The 23,126-nt window shown below is 72.1% G+C and carries 25 protein-coding genes and 2 pseudogenes; 11 read left to right on the top strand and 16 right to left on the bottom strand.

Annotated features, from left to right (window positions below):
- Positions 1-5: 5 nt before the first annotated feature.
- The 3 genes from OG622_RS47495 (at position 6) to OG622_RS47505 (ending at position 3,116) form a co-directional block, all read left to right on the top strand.
- Positions 6-611: a LysE/ArgO family amino acid transporter gene (locus OG622_RS47495; RefSeq protein WP_371584439.1), complete on the top strand. Its 606-nt coding sequence runs from the start codon at positions 6-8 to the stop codon at positions 609-611.
- A gap of 168 nt (positions 612-779) precedes the next feature.
- Positions 780-2,081 (top strand): MFS transporter, encoded by a 1,302-nt coding sequence (locus tag OG622_RS47500; protein WP_371583441.1) that lies wholly within the window; start codon positions 780-782, stop codon positions 2,079-2,081.
- A gap of 66 nt (positions 2,082-2,147) precedes the next feature.
- Positions 2,148-3,116 (top strand): aldo/keto reductase, encoded by a 969-nt coding sequence (locus OG622_RS47505; protein ID WP_371583443.1) that lies wholly within the window; start codon positions 2,148-2,150, stop codon positions 3,114-3,116.
- Between the two features lie 56 nt (positions 3,117-3,172).
- On the opposite strand, the gene OG622_RS47510 is transcribed toward OG622_RS47505, so the two are convergent.
- Both OG622_RS47510 and OG622_RS47515 read right to left on the bottom strand, forming a co-directional pair.
- On the bottom strand, positions 3,173-3,673 hold the full coding sequence (locus OG622_RS47510) for a hypothetical protein (RefSeq protein ID WP_371583445.1): 501 nt from the start codon (positions 3,671-3,673) through the stop codon (positions 3,173-3,175).
- Between the two features lie 105 nt (positions 3,674-3,778).
- On the bottom strand, positions 3,779-4,318 hold the full coding sequence (locus tag OG622_RS47515) for a MarR family winged helix-turn-helix transcriptional regulator (protein ID WP_371583447.1): 540 nt from the start codon (positions 4,316-4,318) through the stop codon (positions 3,779-3,781).
- Between the two features lie 51 nt (positions 4,319-4,369).
- On the opposite strand from OG622_RS47515, the gene OG622_RS47520 reads away from it, so the two are divergent.
- On the top strand, positions 4,370-5,296 hold the full coding sequence (locus OG622_RS47520) for an EamA family transporter (RefSeq protein ID WP_371584440.1): 927 nt from the start codon (positions 4,370-4,372) through the stop codon (positions 5,294-5,296).
- Between the two features lie 17 nt (positions 5,297-5,313).
- Here OG622_RS47520 and OG622_RS47525 read toward each other — a convergent pair.
- The 4 genes and pseudogenes from OG622_RS47525 to OG622_RS47540 all read right to left on the bottom strand — a co-directional run.
- Positions 5,314-5,805: pseudogene (locus OG622_RS47525) on the bottom strand (DUF6193 family natural product biosynthesis protein); the annotation flags it as partial.
- Positions 5,806-6,049: 244 nt separating this feature from the next.
- On the bottom strand, positions 6,050-6,613 hold the full coding sequence (locus OG622_RS47530; RefSeq protein ID WP_371583449.1) for a hypothetical protein: 564 nt from the start codon (positions 6,611-6,613) through the stop codon (positions 6,050-6,052).
- A gap of 139 nt (positions 6,614-6,752) precedes the next feature.
- Positions 6,753-6,932, bottom strand: coding sequence for a hypothetical protein (locus OG622_RS47535; protein WP_371584483.1), 180 nt, complete (start codon positions 6,930-6,932; stop codon positions 6,753-6,755).
- A 58-nt stretch (positions 6,933-6,990) separates the two neighbouring features.
- A pseudogene (locus OG622_RS47540) lies at positions 6,991-7,257 on the bottom strand (hypothetical protein); the annotation flags it as partial.
- Between the two features lie 80 nt (positions 7,258-7,337).
- Between OG622_RS47540 and mraY the strand changes: the two are divergent.
- On the top strand, positions 7,338-8,405 hold the full coding sequence (mraY, locus tag OG622_RS47545; protein WP_371583451.1) for a phospho-N-acetylmuramoyl-pentapeptide-transferase: 1,068 nt from the start codon (positions 7,338-7,340) through the stop codon (positions 8,403-8,405).
- 53 nt (positions 8,406-8,458) lie between these two features.
- On the opposite strand, the gene OG622_RS47550 is transcribed toward mraY, so the two are convergent.
- The 3 genes from OG622_RS47550 to OG622_RS47560 form a co-directional block, all read right to left on the bottom strand.
- The gene (locus tag OG622_RS47550; RefSeq protein ID WP_371583453.1) at positions 8,459-8,995 is read right to left on the bottom strand and encodes a GNAT family N-acetyltransferase; all 537 of its coding nucleotides are present in this window, start codon (positions 8,993-8,995) and stop codon (positions 8,459-8,461) included.
- A gap of 411 nt (positions 8,996-9,406) precedes the next feature.
- Positions 9,407-9,958, bottom strand: a complete 552-nt coding sequence (locus tag OG622_RS47555; RefSeq protein WP_371583455.1) for a DUF6624 domain-containing protein — start codon at positions 9,956-9,958, stop codon at positions 9,407-9,409.
- Between the two features lie 585 nt (positions 9,959-10,543).
- Positions 10,544-11,965 (bottom strand): hypothetical protein, encoded by a 1,422-nt coding sequence (locus tag OG622_RS47560; RefSeq protein ID WP_371583456.1) that lies wholly within the window; start codon positions 11,963-11,965, stop codon positions 10,544-10,546.
- 304 nt (positions 11,966-12,269) lie between these two features.
- Between OG622_RS47560 and OG622_RS47565 the strand changes: the two genes are divergently transcribed.
- The 5 genes from OG622_RS47565 (at position 12,270) to OG622_RS47585 (ending at position 16,065) form a co-directional block, all read left to right on the top strand.
- Positions 12,270-13,091, top strand: a complete 822-nt coding sequence (locus OG622_RS47565; protein ID WP_371584441.1) for a helix-turn-helix domain-containing protein — start codon at positions 12,270-12,272, stop codon at positions 13,089-13,091.
- Positions 13,092-13,093: 2 nt separating this feature from the next.
- Positions 13,094-13,345, top strand: coding sequence for a DUF397 domain-containing protein (locus tag OG622_RS47570; protein ID WP_326573551.1), 252 nt, complete (start codon positions 13,094-13,096; stop codon positions 13,343-13,345).
- Between the two features lie 799 nt (positions 13,346-14,144).
- On the top strand, positions 14,145-14,639 hold the full coding sequence (locus tag OG622_RS47575; protein WP_371583458.1) for a hypothetical protein: 495 nt from the start codon (positions 14,145-14,147) through the stop codon (positions 14,637-14,639).
- Between the two features lie 50 nt (positions 14,640-14,689).
- Positions 14,690-15,499 (top strand): SAM-dependent methyltransferase, encoded by an 810-nt coding sequence (locus tag OG622_RS47580; protein ID WP_371583460.1) that lies wholly within the window; start codon positions 14,690-14,692, stop codon positions 15,497-15,499.
- 140 nt (positions 15,500-15,639) lie between these two features.
- On the top strand, positions 15,640-16,065 hold the full coding sequence (locus tag OG622_RS47585) for a MarR family winged helix-turn-helix transcriptional regulator (RefSeq protein ID WP_371583462.1): 426 nt from the start codon (positions 15,640-15,642) through the stop codon (positions 16,063-16,065).
- On the opposite strand, the gene OG622_RS47590 is transcribed toward OG622_RS47585, so the two are convergent.
- The 6 genes from OG622_RS47590 to OG622_RS47615 all read right to left on the bottom strand — a co-directional run bounded on the left by OG622_RS47590 (position 16,058) and on the right by OG622_RS47615 (position 21,905).
- Positions 16,058-17,803 carry a PP2C family protein-serine/threonine phosphatase gene (locus tag OG622_RS47590; protein ID WP_371583464.1) on the bottom strand — a complete coding sequence of 582 codons (1,746 nt, stop codon included), beginning with the start codon at positions 17,801-17,803 and terminating at the stop codon, positions 16,058-16,060. The genes OG622_RS47585 and OG622_RS47590 overlap by 8 nt on opposite strands.
- Entirely contained in the window at positions 17,800-18,876 is a 1,077-nt protein-coding gene (locus OG622_RS47595) for a SpoIIE family protein phosphatase (RefSeq protein WP_371583466.1), read from the bottom strand. Before OG622_RS47595 ends, OG622_RS47590 begins: the two co-directional genes overlap by 4 nt.
- Positions 18,876-19,316 carry an anti-sigma regulatory factor gene (locus OG622_RS47600; protein ID WP_371584442.1) on the bottom strand — a complete coding sequence of 147 codons (441 nt, stop codon included), beginning with the start codon at positions 19,314-19,316 and terminating at the stop codon, positions 18,876-18,878. Before OG622_RS47600 ends, OG622_RS47595 begins: the two co-directional genes overlap by 1 nt.
- A complete protein-coding gene (locus OG622_RS47605) occupies positions 19,316-19,756 on the bottom strand; it encodes an STAS domain-containing protein (protein WP_371583467.1) in 441 nt (146 codons plus the stop codon). Before OG622_RS47605 ends, OG622_RS47600 begins: the two co-directional genes overlap by 1 nt.
- The gene (locus OG622_RS47610) at positions 19,753-20,652 is read right to left on the bottom strand and encodes an STAS domain-containing protein (protein WP_371583469.1); all 900 of its coding nucleotides are present in this window, start codon (positions 20,650-20,652) and stop codon (positions 19,753-19,755) included. The genes OG622_RS47605 and OG622_RS47610 overlap by 4 nt, the downstream gene beginning before the upstream one ends.
- A 68-nt stretch (positions 20,653-20,720) precedes the next feature.
- The gene (locus OG622_RS47615) at positions 20,721-21,905 is read right to left on the bottom strand and encodes a PP2C family protein-serine/threonine phosphatase (RefSeq protein ID WP_371583471.1); all 1,185 of its coding nucleotides are present in this window, start codon (positions 21,903-21,905) and stop codon (positions 20,721-20,723) included.
- A 63-nt stretch (positions 21,906-21,968) separates the two neighbouring features.
- Here OG622_RS47615 and OG622_RS47620 point away from each other — a divergent pair, with 63 nt between their 5' ends.
- Entirely contained in the window at positions 21,969-22,442 is a 474-nt protein-coding gene (locus OG622_RS47620; protein WP_371583473.1) for a MarR family winged helix-turn-helix transcriptional regulator, read from the top strand.
- Positions 22,443-22,611: 169 nt separating this feature from the next.
- Here OG622_RS47620 and OG622_RS47625 read toward each other — a convergent pair whose 3' ends face one another.
- Entirely contained in the window at positions 22,612-23,016 is a 405-nt protein-coding gene (locus OG622_RS47625) for an STAS domain-containing protein (protein ID WP_371583475.1), read from the bottom strand.
- Between the last annotated feature and the right edge of the window lie 110 nt (positions 23,017-23,126).

Below are 23,126 nucleotides of genomic sequence, written 5' to 3' on the forward strand. Positions count from 1 at the left end.
GCGAAATGACTGCCCTCGCGGCCGGATTCGGCACCGGCCTCTCCCTCATCGTCGCCATCGGCGCCCAGAACGCCTTCGTGCTCCGTCAGGGACTGCACCGCGACGCCGTGCTCCCGGTCGTGGCCATCTGCGCCCTCTCCGACGCGCTGCTGATCGCCCTGGGGGTCGCCGGGGTCGGTGCGGTCGTCGTCGCCTGGCCCGGCGCGCTGACCGCGGTCGCCCTGGTCGGCGGCGGCTTCCTCCTGGTCTACGGCGCCCTGGCCGCCCGCCGCGTCCTGCGCCCCGCCGACGACGCGCTGCGCACGGAGAGCGGGTCGACGGGCTCGCGACGCCGGGCCGTCCTCACCTGCCTGGCACTGACCTGGCTCAACCCGCACGTCTACCTCGACACCGTGTTCCTGCTCGGCTCCATCGCCTCCGACCGCGGACCCCTGCGCTGGACCTTCGGCCTCGGCGCCGGCCTCGCCAGCCTGTGCTGGTTCGCCGCCCTGGGCTTCGGCGCCCGGCTGCTCAGCCGCTTCCTGGCCCGCCCGTCCGCCTGGCGCGTCCTCGACGGCCTGGTCGCGGTGACGATGCTCGCGCTCGGCGGGATGCTGATCGCCGGAGCGTGAACCCACGGCGGGCCGGCGTCTGAGCCGACAGTGGGCGCAGGCGGCTCCACGGCAGGCGCGGGTACGGCGACAGCATGTGAGACGGCCGCGGAATCGTCTGTCCCGGCGGTGGCGATCTCCGCGATAGTGGTGCCCGTATCGAAAGATGTATCGAGCATCAGGATGCCCGTGGACACCACCAAGAGCAGCGCCGGCGACGACACCGCACCGGAGGACGACCCACCGGCGTCACCCCGCCAAGGCCGGCGGCGCTGGGCGATGGACACCCGTCCCCTGCGCCGCCCCGCCTACCGGCGCCTGTGGTCCTCGACCATCGTCACGGCCGTCGGCAGCCAACTGACCGCCGTCGCCGTACCCAAGCAGATCTACGACATCACCGGCTCCTCCGCCTGGGTCGGCTACGCGAGCCTCGCCGGTCTGCTGCCCCTGGTGGTCTTCGCGCTGTGGGGCGGCGCGGTCGCCGACAGCGTGGACCGCCGTACGCTGCTGCTCGTCACCAACACCGGCATCGCCGTCACCTCGGTGCTGTTCTGGGTCCAGGCCGTCACCGGCCTCGAATCCGTGTGGGCGCTGATGGCCCTGCTCGCCCTCCAGCAGGCGTTCTTCGGCCTCAACGCACCCGCCCGCAACGCCTCCGTGGCCCGGCTGGTCCCCGCCGACGAACTGGCGGCCGCCGCCGCCCTCGGCTCGACCGTGATGCAACTGGGCCTGGTGGCCGGACCGTTGCTCGCCGGCGCTCTCATCCCGGTCATCGGCCTGGCCGAGCTGTACCTGATCGACGCGCTGGCCCTGTGCATCACCCTCTGGGCGGTGTACAGGCTGCCCTCCCTGCCTCCCCTGGACGCCGCGACGACCAGGCGGGCCGGCTGGCGGGAGGTCCTCGCGGGCTTCCGCTACATCGCCCTGCACAAGGTGCTCCTGCTGTCCTTCCTCGCCGACATCATCGCGATGGTCCTGGGCATGCCGCGCGCCCTCTTCCCGCAGCTGGCCGACACCACGTACGCGCCCTACGGCGAAGGCCTCGCCCTTGGTCTGCTGTTCGCCGCCATCCCCATCGGCGCCCTCGTCGGCGGCCTGATGTCGGGGACGTTCTCCCGTTCCCACCGGCACGGACTCATGGTCGTCGTGGCCGTCATGGCCTGGGGCGCGGCCATCACCGGCTTCGGGCTGAGCACCAGCCTCTGGTTCGCCGTGCTGTTCCTCACCGCCGCCGGTGTCGCGGACATGGTCTCCATGATCTTCCGCGGTGCCATCCTGCTGTCCGCCGCCACCGACGAGATGCGAGGCCGGATGCAGGGCGTCTTCACCGTGGTCGTGGCCGGCGGCCCCCGCCTCGCCGACGTCCTGCACGGCACCGCCGGGGCGGCCTTCGGTGCCCGTACGGCCGTCGTCGGCGGCGGTCTGCTCGTCATCGCGGCGACGCTGCTCCTCGCGACGGTGACACCGGCACTGCGGCGGTACCGGATCTGACCGATCGACACCTCCGCTCTTCCGTACGCTGGTCAGCCGCACACCCCACAGGCAGGAGTTGCAACGATGCAGTACGTGAAGCTCGGCTCGACGGGTCTGGACGTGTCCCGGATCTGTGTGGGATGCATGAGTTTCGGGCTCCCCGACCGAGGCACGCACGAATGGACCCTGGACGAGGAGGCGTCACGCCCGTTGATCCGGCAGGCGCTGGACGCCGGGATCAACTTCTTCGACACGGCGAACGTCTACTCCGACGGCACCAGCGAGGAGATCGTCGGCCGCGCGCTCGCGGAGTTCGCGCGGCGCGAGGAGATCGTCCTCGCGACGAAGGTGAACGGCGCCATGCACCAGGGCCCCAACGCCTGGGGCCTGTCCCGCAAGGCGATCATGACGGAGATCGACGCCAGTCTGCGGCGCTTCGGCACCGACTACGTGGACCTCTACCAGATCCACCGCTTCGACCCGAACACCCCGGTCGAGGAGACGATGGAGGCCCTGCACGACGTGGTGAAGGCGGGCAAGGCCCGCTACATCGGGGCGAGTTCGATGTACGCCTGGCAGTTCGCCAAGATGCAGCACACCGCCCGGCTGAACGGCTGGACGCGGTTCGTGTCCATGCAGAACCACTACAACCTCCTCTACCGCGAGGAGGAGCGCGAGATGCTGCCGCTGTGCGGGGACCAGAGCGTCGCCACCCTGCCCTGGAGCCCGCTCGCCCGCGGCCGGCTCACCCGCGACTGGGACACCGTCACCGAACGCACCGAGAGCGACAACTTCGGCAAAACCCTCTACCAGGAGGGCGACCGCGAGATCGTCGACGCCGTCACCCGTATCGCCGGTGAGCGCGGGGTGCCCCGGGCCCGGGTCGCCCTCGCCTGGCTGCTGAGCCGGCCCACCGTGACCGCCCCCATCGTCGGCGCCACCAAGCCCCACCACCTCGACGACGCCGTGGCCTCACTCGACGTCGCCCTGACGGACAAGGAGATCGAGGAACTGGAGCGGCCCTACACACCTCGCGCGATCAGCGGTCACTGAGACGGGCGGCGCCCGGCTCACGAGAGCCGGGCGCTCCCGCACCGGGGGCGCGGGAGCTACTGCCGGGAGTACTCCAGGCGCACGGTGGTGGCGAGGCGGGCGAGAGCCTCCTCGGCGCCCTCGCGGTCGGTCTTGTCGAGCAGGGCGAGGGCGTCCGCGGCGGCCACGCGGACCCGCTGGGGCACCTCGTCCAGGGCGGCCATGCGGTAGGCGATGGTGCGGCGGGCCGCGCGCTCCTCGTCGCTGACGCCGTTCGGCCCGGTGCGGGGGAAGACCGCGGCCTCGTAGGCGGTCACATGGATGAGCACGCCGTGCGCGATGCCCTCGGCGTAGCCCCGCTGCCCGGCCTGCCGCTGTGCCATGGCGAAGTGCGCCATGGCCCGCCGGCGCACGATGAGCGAGCCCACCATGCCGACGAGCCCGGCGCACACGGCCGCCCCCAGGGCGACGAGACCGCCGCCGATCAGCGCGCCTATGAGGGCGCCGACCGCCATCAGCAGACAGGTCAGCCCGGTGGTCAGCATCAGCAGTGCGCGCGCGGGAGTGAAGGAGGCCATGACGTGCAGTGTCTCAGCCCTGACCGGCCGCCCGAGCGGTGGGCCGGTGGGGCGGGGCGACGCGGGTCCGTGCCGGACGGTCGGTCGCCACCCGGGATTGACGGGTCACTCGCCGCCGCAGGGCCCCGGACGTTCCATGCGGGACAGCCAGGTCGTGAGCACCGTTTCGAGTGACCCGGCCTCGGCCGACGTCAGCAGATCCAGGAGACGGCGCTCGTTGCGCATGTGCGCGGTGAACGCCTCGTCGATCAGTTCCCGTCCCGGCCGGGTGAGGGCGACGATGCGGCCGCGCTGGTCGTCCTCGGCGCGGCGGCGGGTGACGAGCCCGGCCCGCTCCAGCCGGTCGATCCGCTTCGTCATCGCGCCGGTGGTCACCATGGTGTGCGCGGCGAGTTCACCGGGTGCCCGTTCGAACGGGGCGCCTGCCCGGCGCAGGGTGGCGAGTACGTCGAACTCGCCCTCGCTGAGCCCGTAGCGGCCGTAGACCAGGCACAGTTCCTCGGTGAGCCGGTCCGCCAGGCGGTGCAGCCGGCCGATCACTCCTTGCGGGCTGACGTCGACGTCGGGCCGCTCGCGGCGCCAGTCGGCCTGGATGCGGGCGACACGGTCCGGTGGTTGCTGGTGTTCCTCCATGCCCCTCTCCATGCCTCCATTATAGCTTCCCGGGAAGTTATAATGCCTTCCATGGAAGCCAATATGCGGTGGGTGGCGCTGACCGCGGTCGCGCCGGTGGCCTGGGGCACCACCTACTTCGTCACACACGAGTACCTGCCGGCGGACAGCCCGCTGTACGGGGCGGCCCTGCGGGCGCTCCCCGCCGGCCTCGTCCTGCTGGCCCTGTGCCGACGGCTCCCGCGCGGTGCCTGGTGGGGGAGGGCCGCGCTGCTGGGGCTGCTCAACGTGAGCGTGTTCTTCGTGCTCGTCTACGCGGCCTCCCAACTGCTGCCGACGAGCGTCGCCTCCACCGTCATGGCGGCCGCCCCGCTGACGATGATGCTCATCGCCTGGCCCCTGGTCTCCGAACGGCCCGGCCGCGCGCACCTGGCCGGCGCCGCGATCGGGCTCGGCGGGGTCTGCCTCATGCTCTTCACCGGGGCGGCGGGCGCCGGCCTCCCCGGCGTCCTCGCCTCGGCCGCCGCCATGCTCGTCTCGTCCTTCGGGCACATCCTGACCAAGCGCTGGAACGCGGGGACTGACGTACTCGCCTCCACCGCGTGGCAACTCACCGCCGGAGGCCTCATCCTCCTCCCGGTCGCCGCAGCCGTGGAGGGGGCGCCGCCCACGCTCTCCCCGCGGGCCCTCCTCGCCTTCGCCTACGTCGCCCTGATCGCCACCGCGCTCGCCTTCGCCGCCTGGTTCACCGGCCTGCGTCATCTGCCCGCCGCCACCGTGGGGCTGATCGGTCTCCTCAACCCCGCCACCGGCGTCCTCCTCGGCACGGCCGTCGCCGGGGAGACGCTGACGGGCCGGCAGCTGTGCGGACTGCTGCTGGTCTCGGTCGGTGTCGTCCTGGGCCGCCCCGGCCGCGCGCGCCGACGCGACGGCGACCGGCCGGGACCGGGGCCCGCTCCGGCGGCCGGCCCGCGCGAGAATCCTCGACGTACGCCCCAGTCCCTGATGTGAACCGCTCCGAGCGTGACCGGGCCGAGGCCGGGCGGCAGGTGACGTACGGCCGGCGCCACGGCCTCCCGCGCCGTGCTCGTCCGCGCGAGGACGGATTCGCCCAGGTGGTCCGTGCTCACCGTGTACCGGTCGACGTCATGTGCGAGCAGCACGGCTCGACGTCGGTCGGACGGCGGCGGCGGGTGGTGGTGGTCGAGAAGCGCAGTGTCCAGTGGCTGGTGGGATCCGGCAAGTCGGTGAACGCCGCGCTGGACTTCGTGAGACATCACTGCGGCCTGGTGATCACGGGCATGCCGAGGTCGGTGGGTCCGCCCCGGACTGTGCCGCGGCTGCGTTCCAGAGTGCGGTCGAGGGCAACCAGCTTCTCCTTGGTAACCATCATGGAACAGCAGGCGACGGCCGCGAATACGCGACAACCCGCCCGCTCGCGGCTGCCGTGCGGCCTTCACCCAGTCAGTCCCCCCGCCCGCCGATCCACGGCCGATGCTGCGGGCGTCCATCTCCAGCATGATGTAGCGAATGCCCTGGTCCAGGTGGGTCACTGCCAGCGGCCCAGCAGACGAAGTGTCGGACGGGTCTCATGCCGAGCGGGGTGGCGCAACCTCCGCACCACCCCGCCCTGCCCATGCCCGCACGCGGCCGGTCTCAAGAACCGCCGGACGCGGCTGGACCACGGTCCGGTGGACGTCCACACCTCGTAGTCGAGGGTGATCTGCGAGCCGTCGCCGTCCAGCGCCTTGCGCGGGCCCGACCTCAGTCCGAGCAACTGGTCGCGGACCCGTCGGCCGTGGACGTGACGGACACGCGGTAAGCGGCTCCGGAGTCGAACTCGGGCCCGGTCTCGCTCTCTTCCGCTTCGAGGATCGCCTCGGTCAGGAAGTAGACGTCCAGGATCGTCGCGCCGTCCTTCTCGCCGAGGGTGAAGCACAGGTTCGCGGCCCGGTCCTCCTTCAAGGACTTCTGGGTGGCCCGGGACGGCTGCCATCCTTCGCGCTCCGCCGCGGCCTTGTAGTACCAGGTGACGTCGGCCTTGTCGCCGGGGAAGACATAGGTGCGATCGGCATGCAGCCACGCCTCGCCGCTGTCCTCCCAGCAGCCGGCGTCGAGCTTCTCGAAGCCCTTCGGCACGATGGTCCCCTGAGGCCGCGCGTCGAGAACGCCGTACGACTTCAGCTCGTCCGCGCGGCTCTCGGTGCCCTCACAACTCGGGGCGGAGGCGGCATCCGCGAGCGGTTCGCACCCGGTGAGAACTCCGGTCACCAACACGGCCGTCAGCAGGACGGAGGTGCACCGGCCGGTTCCCCTACGAGATGCCAAGTCGACTCCTACGGTTCTGCGGTGGACGTGCCCAGGCGGCCGACTTCACTACCTGATACCGAATGTGTGCAGTTAGTGAAATTACCATCTCTTCCGCTGATTCCGGTCGGAACGCAACTCCCGTAGCCCCAGGGCGTGTTCAATCACTCTTGGTTACGGACCGGACCGCGTCGGGGTGGTCGGCGAAATGATCCCGTACCACGGACGCGAAGCCCGGGTCGGGAGCCGGGCCGAGCGCGGCGGCGCGCGTGTTGTCGAAGGCAGAGGACCACGAGCCCACGATGGCCTTGACGGCGGGATCGGGCGTGACCGTCACCAAATCCGCAGAGTGCCCGCAGCGTCGGCTCGGTGTACGCGGCCTCGACCAGATCGTGGTGGCCGGCGGCCCCGGAATACTCCGCCGTGCGCGCCTCGGTGCGCAGATGCCGCCAGTCGGACTCCGCCAGGCGCACGGGATCGTCGTCGGGCACCTCGAAGCGGCCGGTCAGCTTCACGAAAGGGGCCGCCCGACGGATGTCGCCCAGCTCCGGCCCGTCGTGCCGGGCCTGCGCGGCTCTGGCGACCGCGCCAGATGGAACGGAGGGCCGCCCTTCCCCGTCCTGTCGCCAACTACCCGCCGCCGTACGAAGATCAGATGTCTGCATAGGGTGGGGCCTGTGAGAACCAGCGACACCGGTGAGGCCGTCGCGTACCAGAGCGCGACCGAGGGGGAGACCGCCGTCCGATGAACCAGATCCTGTTTGCCGGGGCCATCGGCCTGTTTCTGACGCTGATCGGCACACCGCTGCTGATCAAGCTGCTGGCCCGGAAGGGCTACGGGCAGTACATCCGGGACGACGGCCCACGCGGCCACGCCGGTAAGCGCGGCACCCCCACCATGGGTGGCATCGCCTTCATCCTGGCCACCCTCGTCGCCTACGTCTCGACCAAGGTCATCACCGGTGAGAGCCCGACGTACCCCGGTTTCCTGGTGCTGTTCCTGATGGCGGGCATGGGTGTGGTCGGGTTCCTCGACGACTACATCAAGATCGTGAAGCGGCGTTCGCTGGGGCTGCGGGCCGGGGCGAAGATGGCCGGTCAGCTGATCGTCGGCATCGTGTTCGCCCTCCTCGCCATCCGGTTCGCGGACGACCGGGGCCAGACACCGGCCTCCCTGAAGCTGTCGTTCGTCACCGACTTCGGCTGGACCATCGGGCCGGTGCTGTTCGTCGTGTGGGCCCTGTTCATGATCCTGGCCATGTCGAACGGGGTGAACCTGACCGACGGTCTGGACGGGCTCGCCACGGGCGCCTCGGTCATGGTCTTCGGCGGCTACACCTTCATCGGTCTGTGGCAGTTCCAGAACTCGTGCGCCAACGCCATGGAACTCACCGACCCCGCCTCCTGCATAGAGGTACGCGATCCGCTCGACCTCGCCGTCGTCGCCGCCGCGCTGATGGGGGCCTGCTTCGGGTTCCTGTGGTGGAACACCTCGCCCGCCAAGATCTTCATGGGCGACACCGGGTCCCTCGCCCTCGGCGGCGCGCTCGCCGGCCTCGCCATCTGCTCCCGCACCGAACTGCTCATGGCCGTCCTCGGCGGGCTGTTCGTTCTGATCACCCTGTCGGTGGTCATCCAGGTCGGCTCGTTCAAGCTGACCGGCAAGCGGGTCTTCCGCATGGCCCCGCTCCAGCACCACTTCGAACTCAAGGGCTGGTCCGAAGTCCTCGTAGTGGTCCGCTTCTGGACCATCCAGGGCATCTGCGTGATCGTCGGCCTCGGTCTGTTCTACGCGGGGTGGGCCGCGGGCTGAGAGGTCCGGGCGGCAGGCCCGGTGCGGGTGCCCGCCGCGCCGGACCCGTCGCGCTACGAGGCGCTCGCCGCCAGCCGGAACACCACGTTCCGTCGCAGCGGGCCCTCCGGCACACTCGGATCGTCGAAGTCGTCGGACGGATCCCGGGTCATGCCGAGGCGGCCCATCACCGCCTGGGAGCGGAGGTTACCGGCGGTGGTCACCGCGAGGATCTCTGGAAGACGGAGGCGGTCGAAGCCGAAGTCCACGACCGCCCGCGCGGCCTCCGTGGCGTAACCGTGGCCCCAGGCCGTACGCGCCAGGCGCCAGCCCGCCTCCACTCCGGAGAACGGCATGTCGTCGTCCACCGGATCCAGGCCGGTGAATCCGATGAACTCGCCCGTCGCGCGCACCTCCACCGCCCACCAGCCCCAGCCCCGTCCGTCGAGGTCGGCCTGGAAGGCGGCGGCGGACGCGTGGCTCTGTTCGCTCGTGAGGACGCCCGGGAAGTGCTCCCGCACCTGCGGATCCGCGTTCAGGGCCGCCCAGGGGGCGAGGTCGGACGGGCGCCAGCCGCGCAGGAGGAGACGATCGGTTCGCAGTTCGGACATCGCGCCAACCTAACGCGATCATGAGGCGCGAGCGATCGAATATCCCCGGCGGACAGGGTGGTTGCGGCCGGGCGCCCTTCGCACCGGAGGCGTCGGCGTCTTCGGACGTGGTGCGAAGGCGATGCTGAAGGGCGGTGACGGCGGCGGTGCGGTGGGCCGTGAGGAGGGGGCGCGCGTCCGGCCGGCCGTGGTGGCGACGAGGTCGATCCGGCCGGCCCGGGCCATGGCGGCCCGGTCGACGAAGTCCAGGATGCCGACGGGCTCCTGCGCCAAGGCGGCTCGGGCGTGCCCGCTACGCCGAAGCCGCCAGGCCCACCTGGATCCGGCACCTCGCGCCGGAGCCGACCCGCCCCGCACGTACCGAACGCCGCCGGGGCCTCGCCCGCAGGGCGGCGGCACCTCCCGTCGGCTCTAGAGCCCGCCGCTCGCCCCCAACCCGCACCGCACCGCCCGCAGATGATCGGCCAGCGGGCCGAGGCCCACGTCGTGGCGGCGTTCGTCGACCGTCTCGGGGTGGCGGACGGGGTACGGGAAGAGGGTGCCGGGGTTGATGCGGGTGCCGTAGAACTGCGGCTGGCCCAGCGCGACGGCACAGTGATCGGCGATGTAGGCGTGGTGCACGGCGGGACAGCGGCCGTCCGCGACTGCTTCGGCGATCAGGTCACGGCAGGTGAGCTGGAAGCCGAGGTCGGGGGAGTGCAGCAGGATCATCAGGGCCGCCGTGGAGGCGGGTTCGCCGACCGACTCGGCGGTGGGCCAGCCGTGGCGGGAGACGATCGCGCGAAGGGCGTCCCCGTTTCCGGCGTGGCACTCGGCGATGCGGTCGCGGGCCCGCGCGGTGGGCGCCGACCGGGCCTCGTGGGCCAGCCGCCGCTCGTCCTCGGCCCTGCGGACCAGTTCGGCGGCGAGTACCCGCCCACGGGGCGGTGCGGTGCCGGACGCGGTTGGTGACGTGGATTCCATGGCCGGGGCGCCCTTCACATCGCCCCCCGGACGGGGCGCGACAGCCACACCCCGGGTGAGGTCGAGGTCGCCTCGCCGCGTCCGGGGGCTGTGCGCTGCTGCGGCAGGGATCCGCGGGGCGTGCCGACCCTGACTGCCGTCATCGGGTCCTCCGTGTCCTCATGGTGGTGGGGCGTACCGGCGCGGCGGGCCGCCGGTGCTGTTGTCGCAGACAACAACACCGGACACACGAAACGCCAGGTGGTGGTGGGGTTGTGCAGATGCGGGCGGGTAGTGGCGCGCGCTGTACGGGTTTTGCACCTCGGTGGACGTCGCCGACGACCCGCACCTTCGCGTGCGGGACGTCCACACGCCGCGAGACGGTGGTGGTGACCAGGGGCAGCGAGGGCCGGGGTGGGGACGGCGTACGGCTCCTGCTCGCCGAGGGTGCCCAGGTGGCGACCTGCGACGCAGTGTCCGGGGCGCCGCCGGGACCGTACGTGCCGAGAGGAGGCACCGGCGTACGACGTGTTCGTGTGGGCGGAAACAAACGGCTGTTGACGACGGTCCCGCATGGCGACGGGTCCGTACGGAGACGGTTCCATCTCAGGCGGCCGCTCCCAGGACCACCCGCGACCGGCGTTCGAAGTCCTGTACGAGGGGCTCGTGGCGGAGGGACGCCAGCCGGCCCCGGAAGTCGCGGAGTGCCTGGATGGACCGTTCGCTGTGCACACCGCTGAGCGCTTCGAGCGCGTCGTCGGCCGTGGCGATCGCCTCGTCGAGGCGGTTCTGCTGGAGGTGGGCCGTCGCGAGGACCGACCGGCTGATGGCCTGGCGTCGGCGGCGGTCGGCATGGGCGCGCACGGACTCGCCCGCCGTGTGCTCGGCCTGCGCGGCGAGGCCCAGGTCACGGAAGCACACGGCGGACTCGGCCTGCAGGTAGTGGTGGTCGAGGAACCGTACCCACGGCGACTCCTGGGCGGCGCCCCGGCTCGCGTCGAGCTGCTTGTCGGCGGTGCGCAACGCCTCGGCGGTCTCGCGGGGCCGGCCCAGCGCCGCGTGTCCGCGCGCGGACATGGCGTGCAGGCGCATCAGGCCGAGGGGGCTGCCCGAGTCCCTGGCGGTGGCGACCCCGGCCCGGGCCAGGGCCACGCCCTCGTCGGGGCGGCCCAGGCTGGTCGCCAGATGCGACAGCCCGGCCAGGATCTGCCCGCCCAGCACATGGTCGCGGCCCTCCGCGCAGAGCCTGAGCCCCTGTGTCATGTACCGCTGGGCCAGGCCGTACTCCCCGGCGTCGTACGAACTCCAGCCCGCCATGGCGGCGAGCCGGGCGGCGGCGGCGAACAGCTCGCGCCGGTGGTGCGGCGGCATGCCGCGCTGCTGGAGCAGCGGGATGACCTCGGTGGTGAGGTACTGCACGATGCTCGTGCGGATACCGCCGCCCCCGTAGTGGTTGTCCATCTCGTCGAACATGCGGAGCATCGCGTGGACCTGCTCCACCGGCCCGCCGCCCGACACCGGCGCGAGCCTCGGGGCGTCCCGGCTCTCCACCAGCCACAGCAGCCAGGCCCGCTGCGGGTTCGTCAGGGCGCCCGGCACGAACGGCACCGAACCGAGCAGACTGCGCCGGGAGATGTCGGTGGAGCCCAGCTCCGTCAGGGTGTGCAGGGTCTCCGCCACGTTCTCGACGTACATCAACGCCCGTCCCGTCACCGGCCGTCCGCGATCGAGCGGGAAACCGAGGTCGGCCGGAGTAAGGGCGCGGCCCAGTCGTTCGCCGAGGACCGCCGCGATCAACTCCGGTGTGTTTCCCCGTGGTTGCTGGCCCTGGAGCCAGCGGGTTACGGAGGCCTTGTCGTAGTTGGTGTCCGCGCCCTGACAGCGGCCCAGGTCATTGACCCGCAGCGCGAGGGAGGCGTACGAGCAGCCGGCCTCCTTCAGGGCTGCCGCCAGCGGCTTGTTGGGCCCAGCGGTCCCCCTGGCCGGGCTCCTCGGTAATCCCTGCAATCCGTTCGTCACGGCGGCCATCCAGGTTGTCGCATCATGTCGGCGCGCGGCTTGACCCGTGCCCGCCGTGGCGCCAACTCCTGGGCGGGCCGGAGGAGTTCGAGGGACGCTGCCCGCGATGTGCGGCAGGTCACTCGGTCACTATGGTGGCCGAAGAACTCGGCTCGCAACCTGCGTTCTGATAATTTCAGAATGAATTGCGAGGACCTGTTCGTGTCACGGGATGGCGTGGCACACTGCACGCTGTGAATCCCGCCCCGGGAGGTTGCACGTGAGTGAGACCCGCTCAGGAGGGAGTGCTCCTGCGGCGCCCACGGTCCTGCGCATGGTGCTCGGCAAACGGCTCCGCCAGCTGCGGGAGCAGGCCGGAGTGTCCTTCGACGACGCCGCCCGTGCCATCGAGGTCACCGCGCTGACGGTCCGCCGCATGGAGAAGGCCGAGGTCGGCCTCCGTATCCCCTACGTGAAGGAACTGCTGCGCACCTACGGAGTCTCCGGCACCGAGATCGAGGGTTTCCTCGCCCTGGCCCGCGAGGCCAATCGGCCCGGCTGGTGGCACAAGTTCCGCGATGTGCTGCCGGAGTGGTTCAGCGCGTACGTGAGCCTGGAGAGCGAAGCCGCCGTCATCCGTCTCTACGAACCCCAGTACGTACCCGGCCTGCTGCAGACCCACGACTACGCCGCCGCGCTGATGCGGGTCGGCTTCCCGAACGCGAGCCCCGAGGACGTCGACCGCCGGGTCGCCCTGCGCCTCAGGCGCCAGGATCTGCTGGCCAAACCCGAGGCACCGGCCGTCTGGGCCATCCTCGACGAGACCGTGCTGCGCCGGCCGGTGGGCGGTCCCGACGTGATGCGGGCCCAGATCGACCGGCTCGCCGAGGCGACGGAACGGCCCAAGGTCAGGATCCAGATCATGCGGTTCGCGGCCGGGCCCCACCCCGGGGCGTTCGGCCCCTTCCACTACTTCCGCTTCGGTTTCTCCGAACTCCCCGACATCGTCTACACCGAGGGCCTCGCGGGCGCCCAGTACGTCGACCAGCCTGCGGACGTCGTGACCTATCTGGAGGTACTGGACCGGATGTCCGTGCAGGCGGAACCGGTGGGTCGTACCAGGGACATCCTGGCGGCACTACGCAAGGAGTTGTGAACATGGCAAGGACACCCGACGGCCCCGTCCACAGCGGCATGCCCGCTCCCGAACTGGGCGCCGAGGGCTGGCGCAAGCCCTGGAGCGGCACCAACGGCGGTTCCTGCGTGGAGGCCAAACGCCTGCCCGACGGCAGCGTCGCCTTCCGCCAGTCCACCGATCCCGACGGCCCCGCCCTCGTCTACTCACGGGAGGAGATGGTGGCGTTCCTGGAGGGCGCCAAGGCCGGCGAGGCCGACTTCCTCATCGCCTGACAACTACCAGGCCGCTCCGCTCCTCCCCACCCGCGGGGCGGCCCGGCCTATCCGCCCGGCTCCGCCCCCGGCCGCCCGGACAGCCCGCTTTGCTTCGCCCGCCGGTCGACCCGGCCGACCCGTTCCGCCCCACCCGACGGCGGCCCGGTCGGCCTGCTCGGCTCTGCCCGTCCACCCGGCCAACCCGCTTGGCTTCGCCCGTCGGCGATCCGGCCCGATCGGTTCGGCTCCGCCCGTCCACCCAGCCAACCCGCTTCGCTTCGCCCGTCGGCAGCCCGCCCCGACCCGTTCGGCTCCGCTCGCTCGGCCTGCTTCGCTTAACCCGCTGGCGGCCCAGCTGACCAGTCCGTCCACCCGCCAGCAGACCGGCCGGACCGCCGGCTCCGCCCGCCCGGCCGACCCTCTTCGATTCGCCCGTCGGCGGCCCGGCCGACCCCTCCTGCCTTGCCCGGCGGCTACCCGGCCGACCCGTTCCGCTTCGCAGCAGCCGTTCGGCAAGCCGAGCCGCTCGGTCCGGTGGTTGTTCGGCGGCTGTTCGGTGGCTTCGCTTCGCTGCGGGCGGTGGGTGTTCGGCCGCCGCGTGGATCACTACGTCCGCACAACCGGACAACCCGCACGCGCACTCCCGGCACCTCCCGGCCGTGCCCAGACTGGGGTCACCTCCAGGTCGCGCACGGGCTCGTGAGGTCGACCGCCGCGCACCACCCGAAGGGAGCGGCATGCGTACGCCGCCTCGTGTCCCGGGCCGAGCCCTGACGCTCGCCGGGCACGTCGGCCGGGCCGCTCCCGAGGGGCGGGGATGATCCCGCCACCCACGCTCGCCCGGTACCGGACCCTGATCGTCGAGGGGCACGAAGGAGCGGGCCGGAACCGTCTCGTCGCCGAACTGGCCCACCTCGGCTTCGAGGTCCGGCACATGCCGCCCACCCTCCACCACCTGGACCCCGGCCTGCCCTACCGCGAACTCCTCGCCGGACCCGGCCGACTGGCCGTCGACGGGAACCTCATCGCGGAACTCGTCCACGGGCCGCTGCGCCGGGGCCGCTCCCGGGTGACCTGGATGCAGGCCCTGGACCTCGCCGACGCCGTGGCCGAACGCGACGGGGCCATGCTCCACCTGACCACGTCCGAGACCACCGAGGTTGCCACCGCCTACGCCCGGGTTTTCCACACCCTCGCCCAGCACGTACCCGTGGTCACCCTCGACGTCGGCGAGCCGGGCGGTCCCAGCCGTGCCCCCCGCGCCCGTTCGACCCAACTCTCAAAAAACGACAGGCAGTTGACGATAGGTTAGCGACGACCACGCGATGTGACGACCACGCGATGTGAGACAGGAGAGTTCCCATGGCAGACGGCCACCCCACTCCCGATCAGGAAGCCCTGTCGAAGATCGACACCACGGTGCCGCACTCGGCCCGCATCTGGAACTACTGGATGGGCGGCAAGGACAACTACGGGGTCGACCGGGAGGCGGGCGACGCCTACCGCGAGATCGCCCCCAACATCGAGACGATGGCCCGCGCCTCCCGCGTGTACCTCATCCGCACAGTCACCTTCGTGGCCCGCGAGCGCGGAATCCGCCAGTTCCTGGACATCGGCACCGGTCTTCCGACGTACGACAACACCCACCAGGTCGCCCAGAAGGTCGCCCCGGAGTCCCGCATCGTCTACGTCGACAACGACCCGCTGGTACTGCGGCACGCGCAGGCCCTGCTCACCAGCACCCCCGAAGGCGTCACCGACTACGTCGACGCCGACCTGCACGACCCGGACACGATCCTCGAAGCCGCCGGGAAGGTCCTCGACTTCGGCAAGCCGATGGCCCTGATGCTGATGGGCATCCTCGGCCACATCCAGGACTACGAGGAGGCGCGGGAGATCGTCCGCCGTCTCCAGGCCGCCCTGCCGCCGGGCAGCTACTTCGTCCACTACGACAGCACGGACACCGACGCCGAACTCAAGCGAGCCCAGGACGGGTACGACGACACCGGCGCCGTCCCGTACGTCCTGCGCAGCCCCCGGCAGCTGCACGCCTACTACGAGGGGCTGGAGCTGCTGGAACCCGGCATCGTGTCCTGCCCGCTGTGGCGTCCGGAGCCGGGTACGCACCCGGAGCCGACGGACGTGTACGGGGGAGTGGCCTACAAGGCGTAGCGACACCGGCCCGGCTCGACACCGGCCCGGCTCGACACCGGCCCGGCCCGGTCCGGCGCGGTCCGGCGCGGGCGATTCGGCGCCACAGGAGCGTGCGGTGCCGGCCGTGTACTCCCGGGCACTTCGGGTAGGCCCCCCGCATGACGGGCCCCCACGACCTCGACCGGCTGGTCCTCGACGCCGTGGAGAACCTGGTGCCGCTCTGGTTCTCGGCCGTGGAGGACGCCACCCCGCGGCTGTCCCCGAGACAGACCCTCGCGCTTCGAGCGGTGCGCCGGCGGCCCGAGCTGAACCTGACCGCCCTGGCCGAGCAGCTCGCGGTGGGTCTGCCCACGGCCAGTCGGCTCTGCGACCGGCTCGAAGCGGCCGGCCTGCTCCAGCGGTGTGTCCGGCACGACGACCGGCGCGAGGTGCGCCTGGTGGTCACGGAGCGCGGCCACGGCTTCCTCACGGACGTCACCGAACGGCTGTCGACGCGTCTCACCGACGCCCTCGCGGCGATGCCTCCGGCCGAGCGCACGCGGGTCGAACAGGCGCTGCGGGCCCTCGGGGGACCCGTCAGGTGAGCCGCGCCGTGTGGTGCCCGGCGTCGCTGTGCACATGGCAGAGCAGCAGACACACGTCGTCCTCGTGCTCGTCGTCCAGCAGCGGGTGGAGCAGCCGGTCGGCCGATTCCTGGAGGTCGTCGTCGAGCGTGGCGGGCGGGAGCGCTCCGAGGGCGGACGCCAACCGCTCGATGCCCGGGTCGATGCCCTGGGCACGGCGTTCCACCAGTCCGTCCGTGTAGAGCGCCAGGGTCGATCCGGGCGGCAGCGGGACGGTGTGGTCGGCGATCTCCTGATGGAGGGGGATGCCGAGCATCGCGCCGGGCTTGGCGTCCAGGATCCGCACCCGCCCGTCGGGCGAGCGCAGCACCGGCGGCGGATGCCCCGCGGCGGCCCAGGTGAGGGTGGGCTCCCGTGGATGGAACCGGGCGATGACGGCGGTGGCGTACAGGTCGGGCTGCAGATGGTGCAGGAACAGATGAAGACGGGTGAGGAGCTGACCGGGGGTCTCGCCGTCGACGGCGTAGGCGCGCAGCGCGGTCCTCAGCTGGCTCATCATCACCGCGGCCCGCAGACCGTGCCCGGTGACATCGCCGATGACGGTGATCAGACTGCCGTCGGGCTGGCGGAAGGCGTCGTACCAGTCGCCGCCGATGTTCAGCCCCCGGGTGGCCGGCAGATAGCGCGCGGCCAGCCGCAGCCCCGGGGTGGTGGGCAGCTCGGTGAGCAGGGCGCGCTGCAGGGTCTCGGCGATGTCGCGGTTGTGCTCGAAGCGCCGGGCGTTCTCCAGGGCGACACCGGCGCGCCGGGCCAGCTCGATCAGCATGAAGGCGTCGTCGGCGTCCCAGCGCTGGTCGTCGGGCGGGGACAGCGTCAGCACGCCCAGGGGTGCGCGCCGGGTCATCAGCGGCACGCACAGCAGCGGCCGACCGGGGTCGAGTGCCGAGGGCGGCTGGTCGTCGACTCCGGGCAGCCCGCCGGGGTGGTCGGCGGCGTACTGGGGGCGCCCGCGGCGGGCCGCGACGACGGCGGCGGCCGGCCGCGGGCCGCCCCGGGCCATGTCGTCCTCCCCGTCGAACAGCCATACGTCGGCGGTGCGGGCGTACCGGGGCACCAGGAGGGTGGGCAGCAGCCGCACGATCGCGTCGGGGTTGAGGGACGCGGTCAGGGCGGCGCTGGCGTCGGCGAGGAAGGTGAGCCGGCCGCGCGCGTTCTCGGCCTCCTCGCGGGCCTTCTGCTCGGCGGCGAAGAGTTCGCGCTGCGCGCGCCCGGCCGCGTCCAGCTCGGCGTGCAGGGCCAGCACACCCTGGTTGGTCTGGTGGAGCTCCTCGCGGTGGAAGGCGACCAGCGCCTCCTGCTCGTCGAGTTTCTCCAGCAGCAGCGCGGCGTCCTCGTCGGCCCCGAACAGGGCCTCCGCGAGGTCCACCAGATCACCGGGCGCATGTTCGCTGTCCGGCAGCCGCACCTCTTCCGAGCAGGCGACCGTCAGCCGCCACGGCTGGCGGAACTCGCCCGGCCGCCGGTTCGCCGACGTCACCTCGACCAGGAACCGGCAGCCACCGGGCCGCGCCGTGTCGGCCCGCGCGGTCAGCAGCCACGCACCTCCTTTGGTGAGGCACTGCCGCAGCTGCGCGGAGAGCACGGACACCAGCCGCGCCCGGTCGGTCGCCAAGACCCCGTGCGCGGTGGCCAGTCGCGCGGTGGCGATACGGGCCCGAGCGGCGTCGGTGACGGAACTGACATGCCAGGTACGGGTCATGGGTGGCGGTCCGGCGGGGAGGGGCTCAGTACGGCGACGGTGGTGTCGTCGCGTACCGGCCGGGCGGGGCTGCTCGCGTCGCGCACGATCACGGCGGCGATCACAGCGGGGTCGAGGGAGGGGCTGTGGGCGGCGGGGCCCGGACTCCAGCGGCTGGGCAGGCCGTCGCTGTGCAGCACGAGCAGGCAGTCGTCCCCCCAGGCCGCCTCGTGCTGCGGGATACGGGCGGCCCGGTGGGCGCCGACTATGCCGGGCCGCGACAGCAGCGGCTGCCAGGTCGCGCCGGTGCGCAGCCGCGCCCCTATGTTGCCGATGCCGGCGAATAGCAACGTGCCTGCGGCGACGTCGAGTTGGGCGACGGCGACGGCCGCGCCCCGGGTGTCGCGCAGCGCGTCCTCCAGCCGCCGCAGCAGGTGCGCGGGAGACAGTTCGGGCGCGCGGTACAGCTGCTCCACGGCCGCCGAGGAGGCACGGGCCGCCGCCAGCCCGTGGCCCAGGCCGTCGGCGAGCATCAGAGTGGTGAGGTCGCCCTTCCGGACCCACGCCCAGGCGTCGCCGGAGAACTCCGCGCCGGCGAAGGGGATGTTGACGCCTCCGGCGCGCACGGCCGGAGCGGGGGAGGGGGCCGGGCCGCCGCCGCCGCGGCGTTCGGGCCGGGCGCCGAGCCGCGCCAGGGCGATGGTGCCCCGGCCGACCGTACTGTGCAGGTCGAAGTCGTCGGCGACCCGGCTGCAGGTGCCGAGGCCGGCGCCGAGCGAGGACGTCGTCGAGAAACCGTCGCGCAGCGCGCCGGCCACGTCGCGCACCCCCGGCCCGTGGTCGATCGCCACGATCTGCACCATGGGGGCCGCGCCGTCCGCCCGCTCCGGCGCGGGGCGGGAGACGACGTCCAGCAGTATCAGCCCCCCACCGGCGTGCTTGAGCAGATTGGTCGCCAGCTCGGTGGCCACCAGGGCGCAACCGGCGGCGCGGCCCTCGTCCAGCCCGGCGCGGGCCGCCGCGGACTCGGCGGCCACCCGGGCGTCGCGCACCCGGGTCGAGTCGTGCACGGGAACCTCCCAGACGCGCGGCATCACCGCTCCTCGCGCGGGCGCGGCGCACCCGACATCCAGGACGTCACCGTGACCGTGGTGCCCGAGCCGGGGCGGCTGTCGATCGCGAACTCGTGGACCAGTCGTCGGGCGCCGCCCAGCCCCATCCCCAGCCCCTCGCCGGAGGTGTAGCCGTCGACGAGGGCCTGGTCGAGGTCCGGGATGCCGGGCCCCTGGTCGCTGAAGGCCAGCCGCAGCCCTCGTGCGCCGGCCCTGTCCACCGCAGCGCACTCCATCTGGCCCCCGCCGCCGTGGACCAGGGTGTTGCGGGCCAGTTCGCTGGCCGCGGTGACGAGTTTGGTCTGCTCGACCAGACCGAAGCCGAGCTGGGCGGCCGCCTGCCGCACATGCTGACGTACCCACACCAGATCGAGGTCCGAGTGGATCGGCAGGCAGGCGGAGATGCCGCCGGCGGTCTGCATCACGGACTCTCCTGGCGGGCGTGCCCTCGGCGGGGGAAGATCGGGTCCGGGCCGCCGAGGAGACGCAGCGCGTCCTCGGTGCTGAGCGCGGTACGCAGTCCCGGCAGGGTGAGTCCCAGCTCCACCAGCGTGATCGCCACGGCCGGACGCATGCCCGCCACCACCGTCCCGGCGGCGAGCAGACTCGTCTGGGCGGCGATGTCGCCGAGCACCCGCCCCAGGAACGAGTCGACCATCTCCACTCCGGAGAGGTCGATGATCACCCCCGTGGCGCCGCTGCGCGCGACCGTGTCGCTGATGTCCTGCTGGAGCTGCTCCGCCGCGCCGTCGTGCAGATCGCCCTGGAGCGACACCAGGAGCACGTTGCCGAGCTTGAGCACAGGTACGGGCGCACCGTACGGTGACGGGCCGCCGTAGCCGGCGAACAGATCGCCGCTCACCTGTGCCCCGAACCGGCGCCGTCGTGGGACACGATGTCCGTGCCCAGCTTCCCCAACGCGTAGGCCAGGGCGTCCGCGAGGCTCGTGCGGGTGAGCACCGAGCTGAGGTCGATGCCCAGATGGACGATGGTCTGCGCGATCGGCGGCCGGATACCGGAGACGATGCACTCGGCTCCCATCAACCGCGCCGCCGCCACGGTCTTCATGAGGTGCTGGGCCACCAGTGAGTCGACGGTCGGGACCCCGGTGATGTCCAGGATGGCGAACCGGGCGTGCTGCTCGACGATCGCGTCGAGGAGCCGCTCCATCACCACCTGGCTGCGCGCGCTGTCCAGGGTGCCGATCAGGGGGACGGCGACGATCCCCTCCCACAGGCTGATCACCGGCGTGGCGACCTCCATCAACTGCAGGCGCTGCCGGTGGATGAGCTCCTCGCCCTCGTTGAGCGCCGTCTCCAGCACCACCAGACGCAGGGTGCCCATCAGGACCGTCAGGGTCGTGGTGCACTCACGGAGGTGCGTGGCCGGCGCGGCGGCGAACTCGGCGACCAACAGCTCGGTGACGGGCGGTCGCAGCGCGTCCACCTCGGCGGAGATCTGCGTGACGGTGGAACCGGCCCGCGCCCGTGCGGCGGCCGTCCGCGCGAGCTGCTCGCGTACGACGTGGAATCCGCCGGACTCCGCGTCCTCGACGCTGTCCACGGCGGCCACGGCCGCGAGCGCGTCCACGACCGCCCGGCCCGCCTCCACCGCCTCGTCCCGCGAGTGGGTGAAGACGGTGCGGAACAACGCCGCGTCGGCCCAGCGCTGAGCGATCTGTTCCTGGCGGTTGCGCAGGAACTCCGCCACCTCCTGCGCCGGTGTCAACTGTCGGCCTGCCGTGTCCTGTTCCGGCACGGGTCTCTCCTCACATTCTGGCGCGCCTCCCCTCTTCGGGAAACGACTGGTGGGCGAAGTCGGCGAACTCATCGGTGGGACCGGCCGGCCTCCCCCCGGCCGAACCAGTCCAGGCAGACCACGAGCGCGTCGTCGTCCGCCACGGGTGTGCCGCGGTGACCGGAGAGTTCCCTGAGCACCGCGCCGGGGACATCGGCGGCGGGCAGCAGACGCGTGGCGCTGACCGCGCGGGCCAGCGCCCGTTCCCCGTACGTCTCCCCGCCGGGCGTGGCGACGGAGTACACCCCGTCGCTGACGAAGACGAGCCGGTCGCCCGGTTCGATCGTCAACTCCTGTGCGGTGTAGTCCGTCTCCTCGAACATGCCCAGCGGCAGCTGGGCGTCCAGGGCGACCGTGCCGACGGTCCGGTCGCGCAGCAGCAGCATCCGAGGGGAGCCCGCGTCGACGACCGCCAGGCGCCCGGTGGCCAGGTCCAGATCGAGCAGGAGCACCGACAGATGAAGGGCTCCGCCGTACTGGGCGTGGACGGCCTGGTCGGCCAGGGCCGCCTGGTCGGCGATGGGCAGGCCGGCCCGGCGGGCGTTGCGCAGCGCGTTGATCCCCAGATTCGTCAGCAGGGAGGCCTCGATGCCCTCGCCCATGCCGTTGGTGATGTACAGCATCAGACGGTCGGCGTCGGCGGACCAGTCGAAGTTGTCGCCGAAGATGTCGTAGGCGGGTTCCAGCTGACCGCCGAGGGCGTACTCGGGCCGGGTGGCGGAGCGGCCCGGCAGCAGCTGCCACTGCATCTCCGCCGCCAGCGTCAGACGGCTGGAGCGACGCGCCCGCACATACAGATCGGTGTCACGCTCCGCGACGACCAGCTCGTGCCCCAGGACCCCGGCCAGTTCAGCCAGTTCGGCGAGGCACTCCTCGGCGTGCGCGGCGGACGGCAGCGTCAGACGCAGCACGCCCAGCCGGTCGCCGCGCACGGTGACCGGCAGATGCGCCCGCACCCGGCCGTCGCCGCGCCTCTCCACGTACGGTTCCTGCGCCCCGAACGCCCGGCCGGTCGGACCGCCGTGCATCGGCAGGGGCTCCGGCGCGCTCGGGCGCGTGGACACGGGCCGCAGCGCGGTGAGCGAGTAGTCGGCCAGGTAGAGCTCGACGTCCCGCGCCGACCATTTCCCGCCCAGTACGTCGCGGACCACGTCCACCAACTGGTGCGGAGCAGCGGAGCGAAGGGCTCGTTCGGCTGCCACGAATCTGTTCACGATGTCGGATACGCCATTCTTTCCAGAGCTGACAGTGTTCGGGATGCCTGGAAGAGTGGGCCCGTGACTGACTCCTCCAACCAGCGGCCGGACGAGGTGGCGCGTGTGACCTCCGAGGCGGCCGAGCTGCTGGAGGTCCTGTGGGGGCGCGCCTCGACGGCTCCCGTGTCCGCCTCCCAGATCCGCGTACTCGTCGTCCTGGAGCACAACGACGGCATCAACCTGCGGATGCTCGCCGACGCCCTCGGCTCCACGCCGCCCTCCACCAGCCGGCTCTGTGACCGCCTGGAAGCGGTGGGCTTCGTCGAACGCCACGCCAGCACGGCCAGCAGGCGCGAGCTGTGCCTGCGGCTGAGCCGACGCGGACAGGCCTTCCTGGTGGACCTGCGCGCCCGCCGCGAGCGGGCCCTGCGGTCCGTGCTGGAGGAGATGCCCGCCGGGAAACGGACCGCCCTGCTGGAGGGGCTGGAGGCGTTCTGCGCCGCCGCGGCGGCGGAGATCCACGCGGGCGGCGCCACCGACGCGCGGAGCGCCTGACCGCCGCCGACCCGGTTCCGGTCCGACAGCCTCATCCCCACACTCCTGCCCGGCTCACTTTGTTGTCTTCCGGCCATAGTTGTCAAACGACAACTATTGGTCCTGCGTGCGCCCCGCCGCGCCGACGGACCACGCCGGGCGGGGCGGCCCGTCGGCGCGGCGGCAACGGCTATTCCTCCGCCGGGGGTTCGTCCGGGTGCCGGGCGACCTGGCCGGAGTCCACGGCGGCCAGTGCCTCGTCCACGCTGTCCACCGTGGCCACGGTGAGGCTGACGCCGGTGAGATCGAGTATCCGCCGCACGGCCGGCGTGGGGGCGATGACGTACACGCCGCCCGGGAGCCGCCGCACCTCCTGATACGTCCGCAGGATGATGTTCATGCCGGACGAGTCCATGAAGGGGACGGCCGACACGTCCAACAGGAAATGCCGCCGCCCGTGGCGCAGTTGGTTCGCCAGGTGATGTTGCAGCTCGGTCGCCGTGTCGATGTCCAGTTCCCCCTCGATCGTGAGCAGCACGGCGTCGTCCCGAGGCAGATCGACCTTGATCGACAGGGGATTCTGGGCAACGGACACAAGAGCCTCCAAGGCGCTACCGATCGGGACGGCTGCCCCGGTTCACGGATTCGACGCATCGCCCGGCGATGCGCCCGTGCGCATACCCGCGAATCGTCCGGACACACGGG

The sequence above is a fragment of the Streptomyces sp. NBC_01314 genome, assembly GCF_041435215.1.
GTDB lineage: Bacteria > Actinomycetota > Actinomycetes > Streptomycetales > Streptomycetaceae > Streptomyces.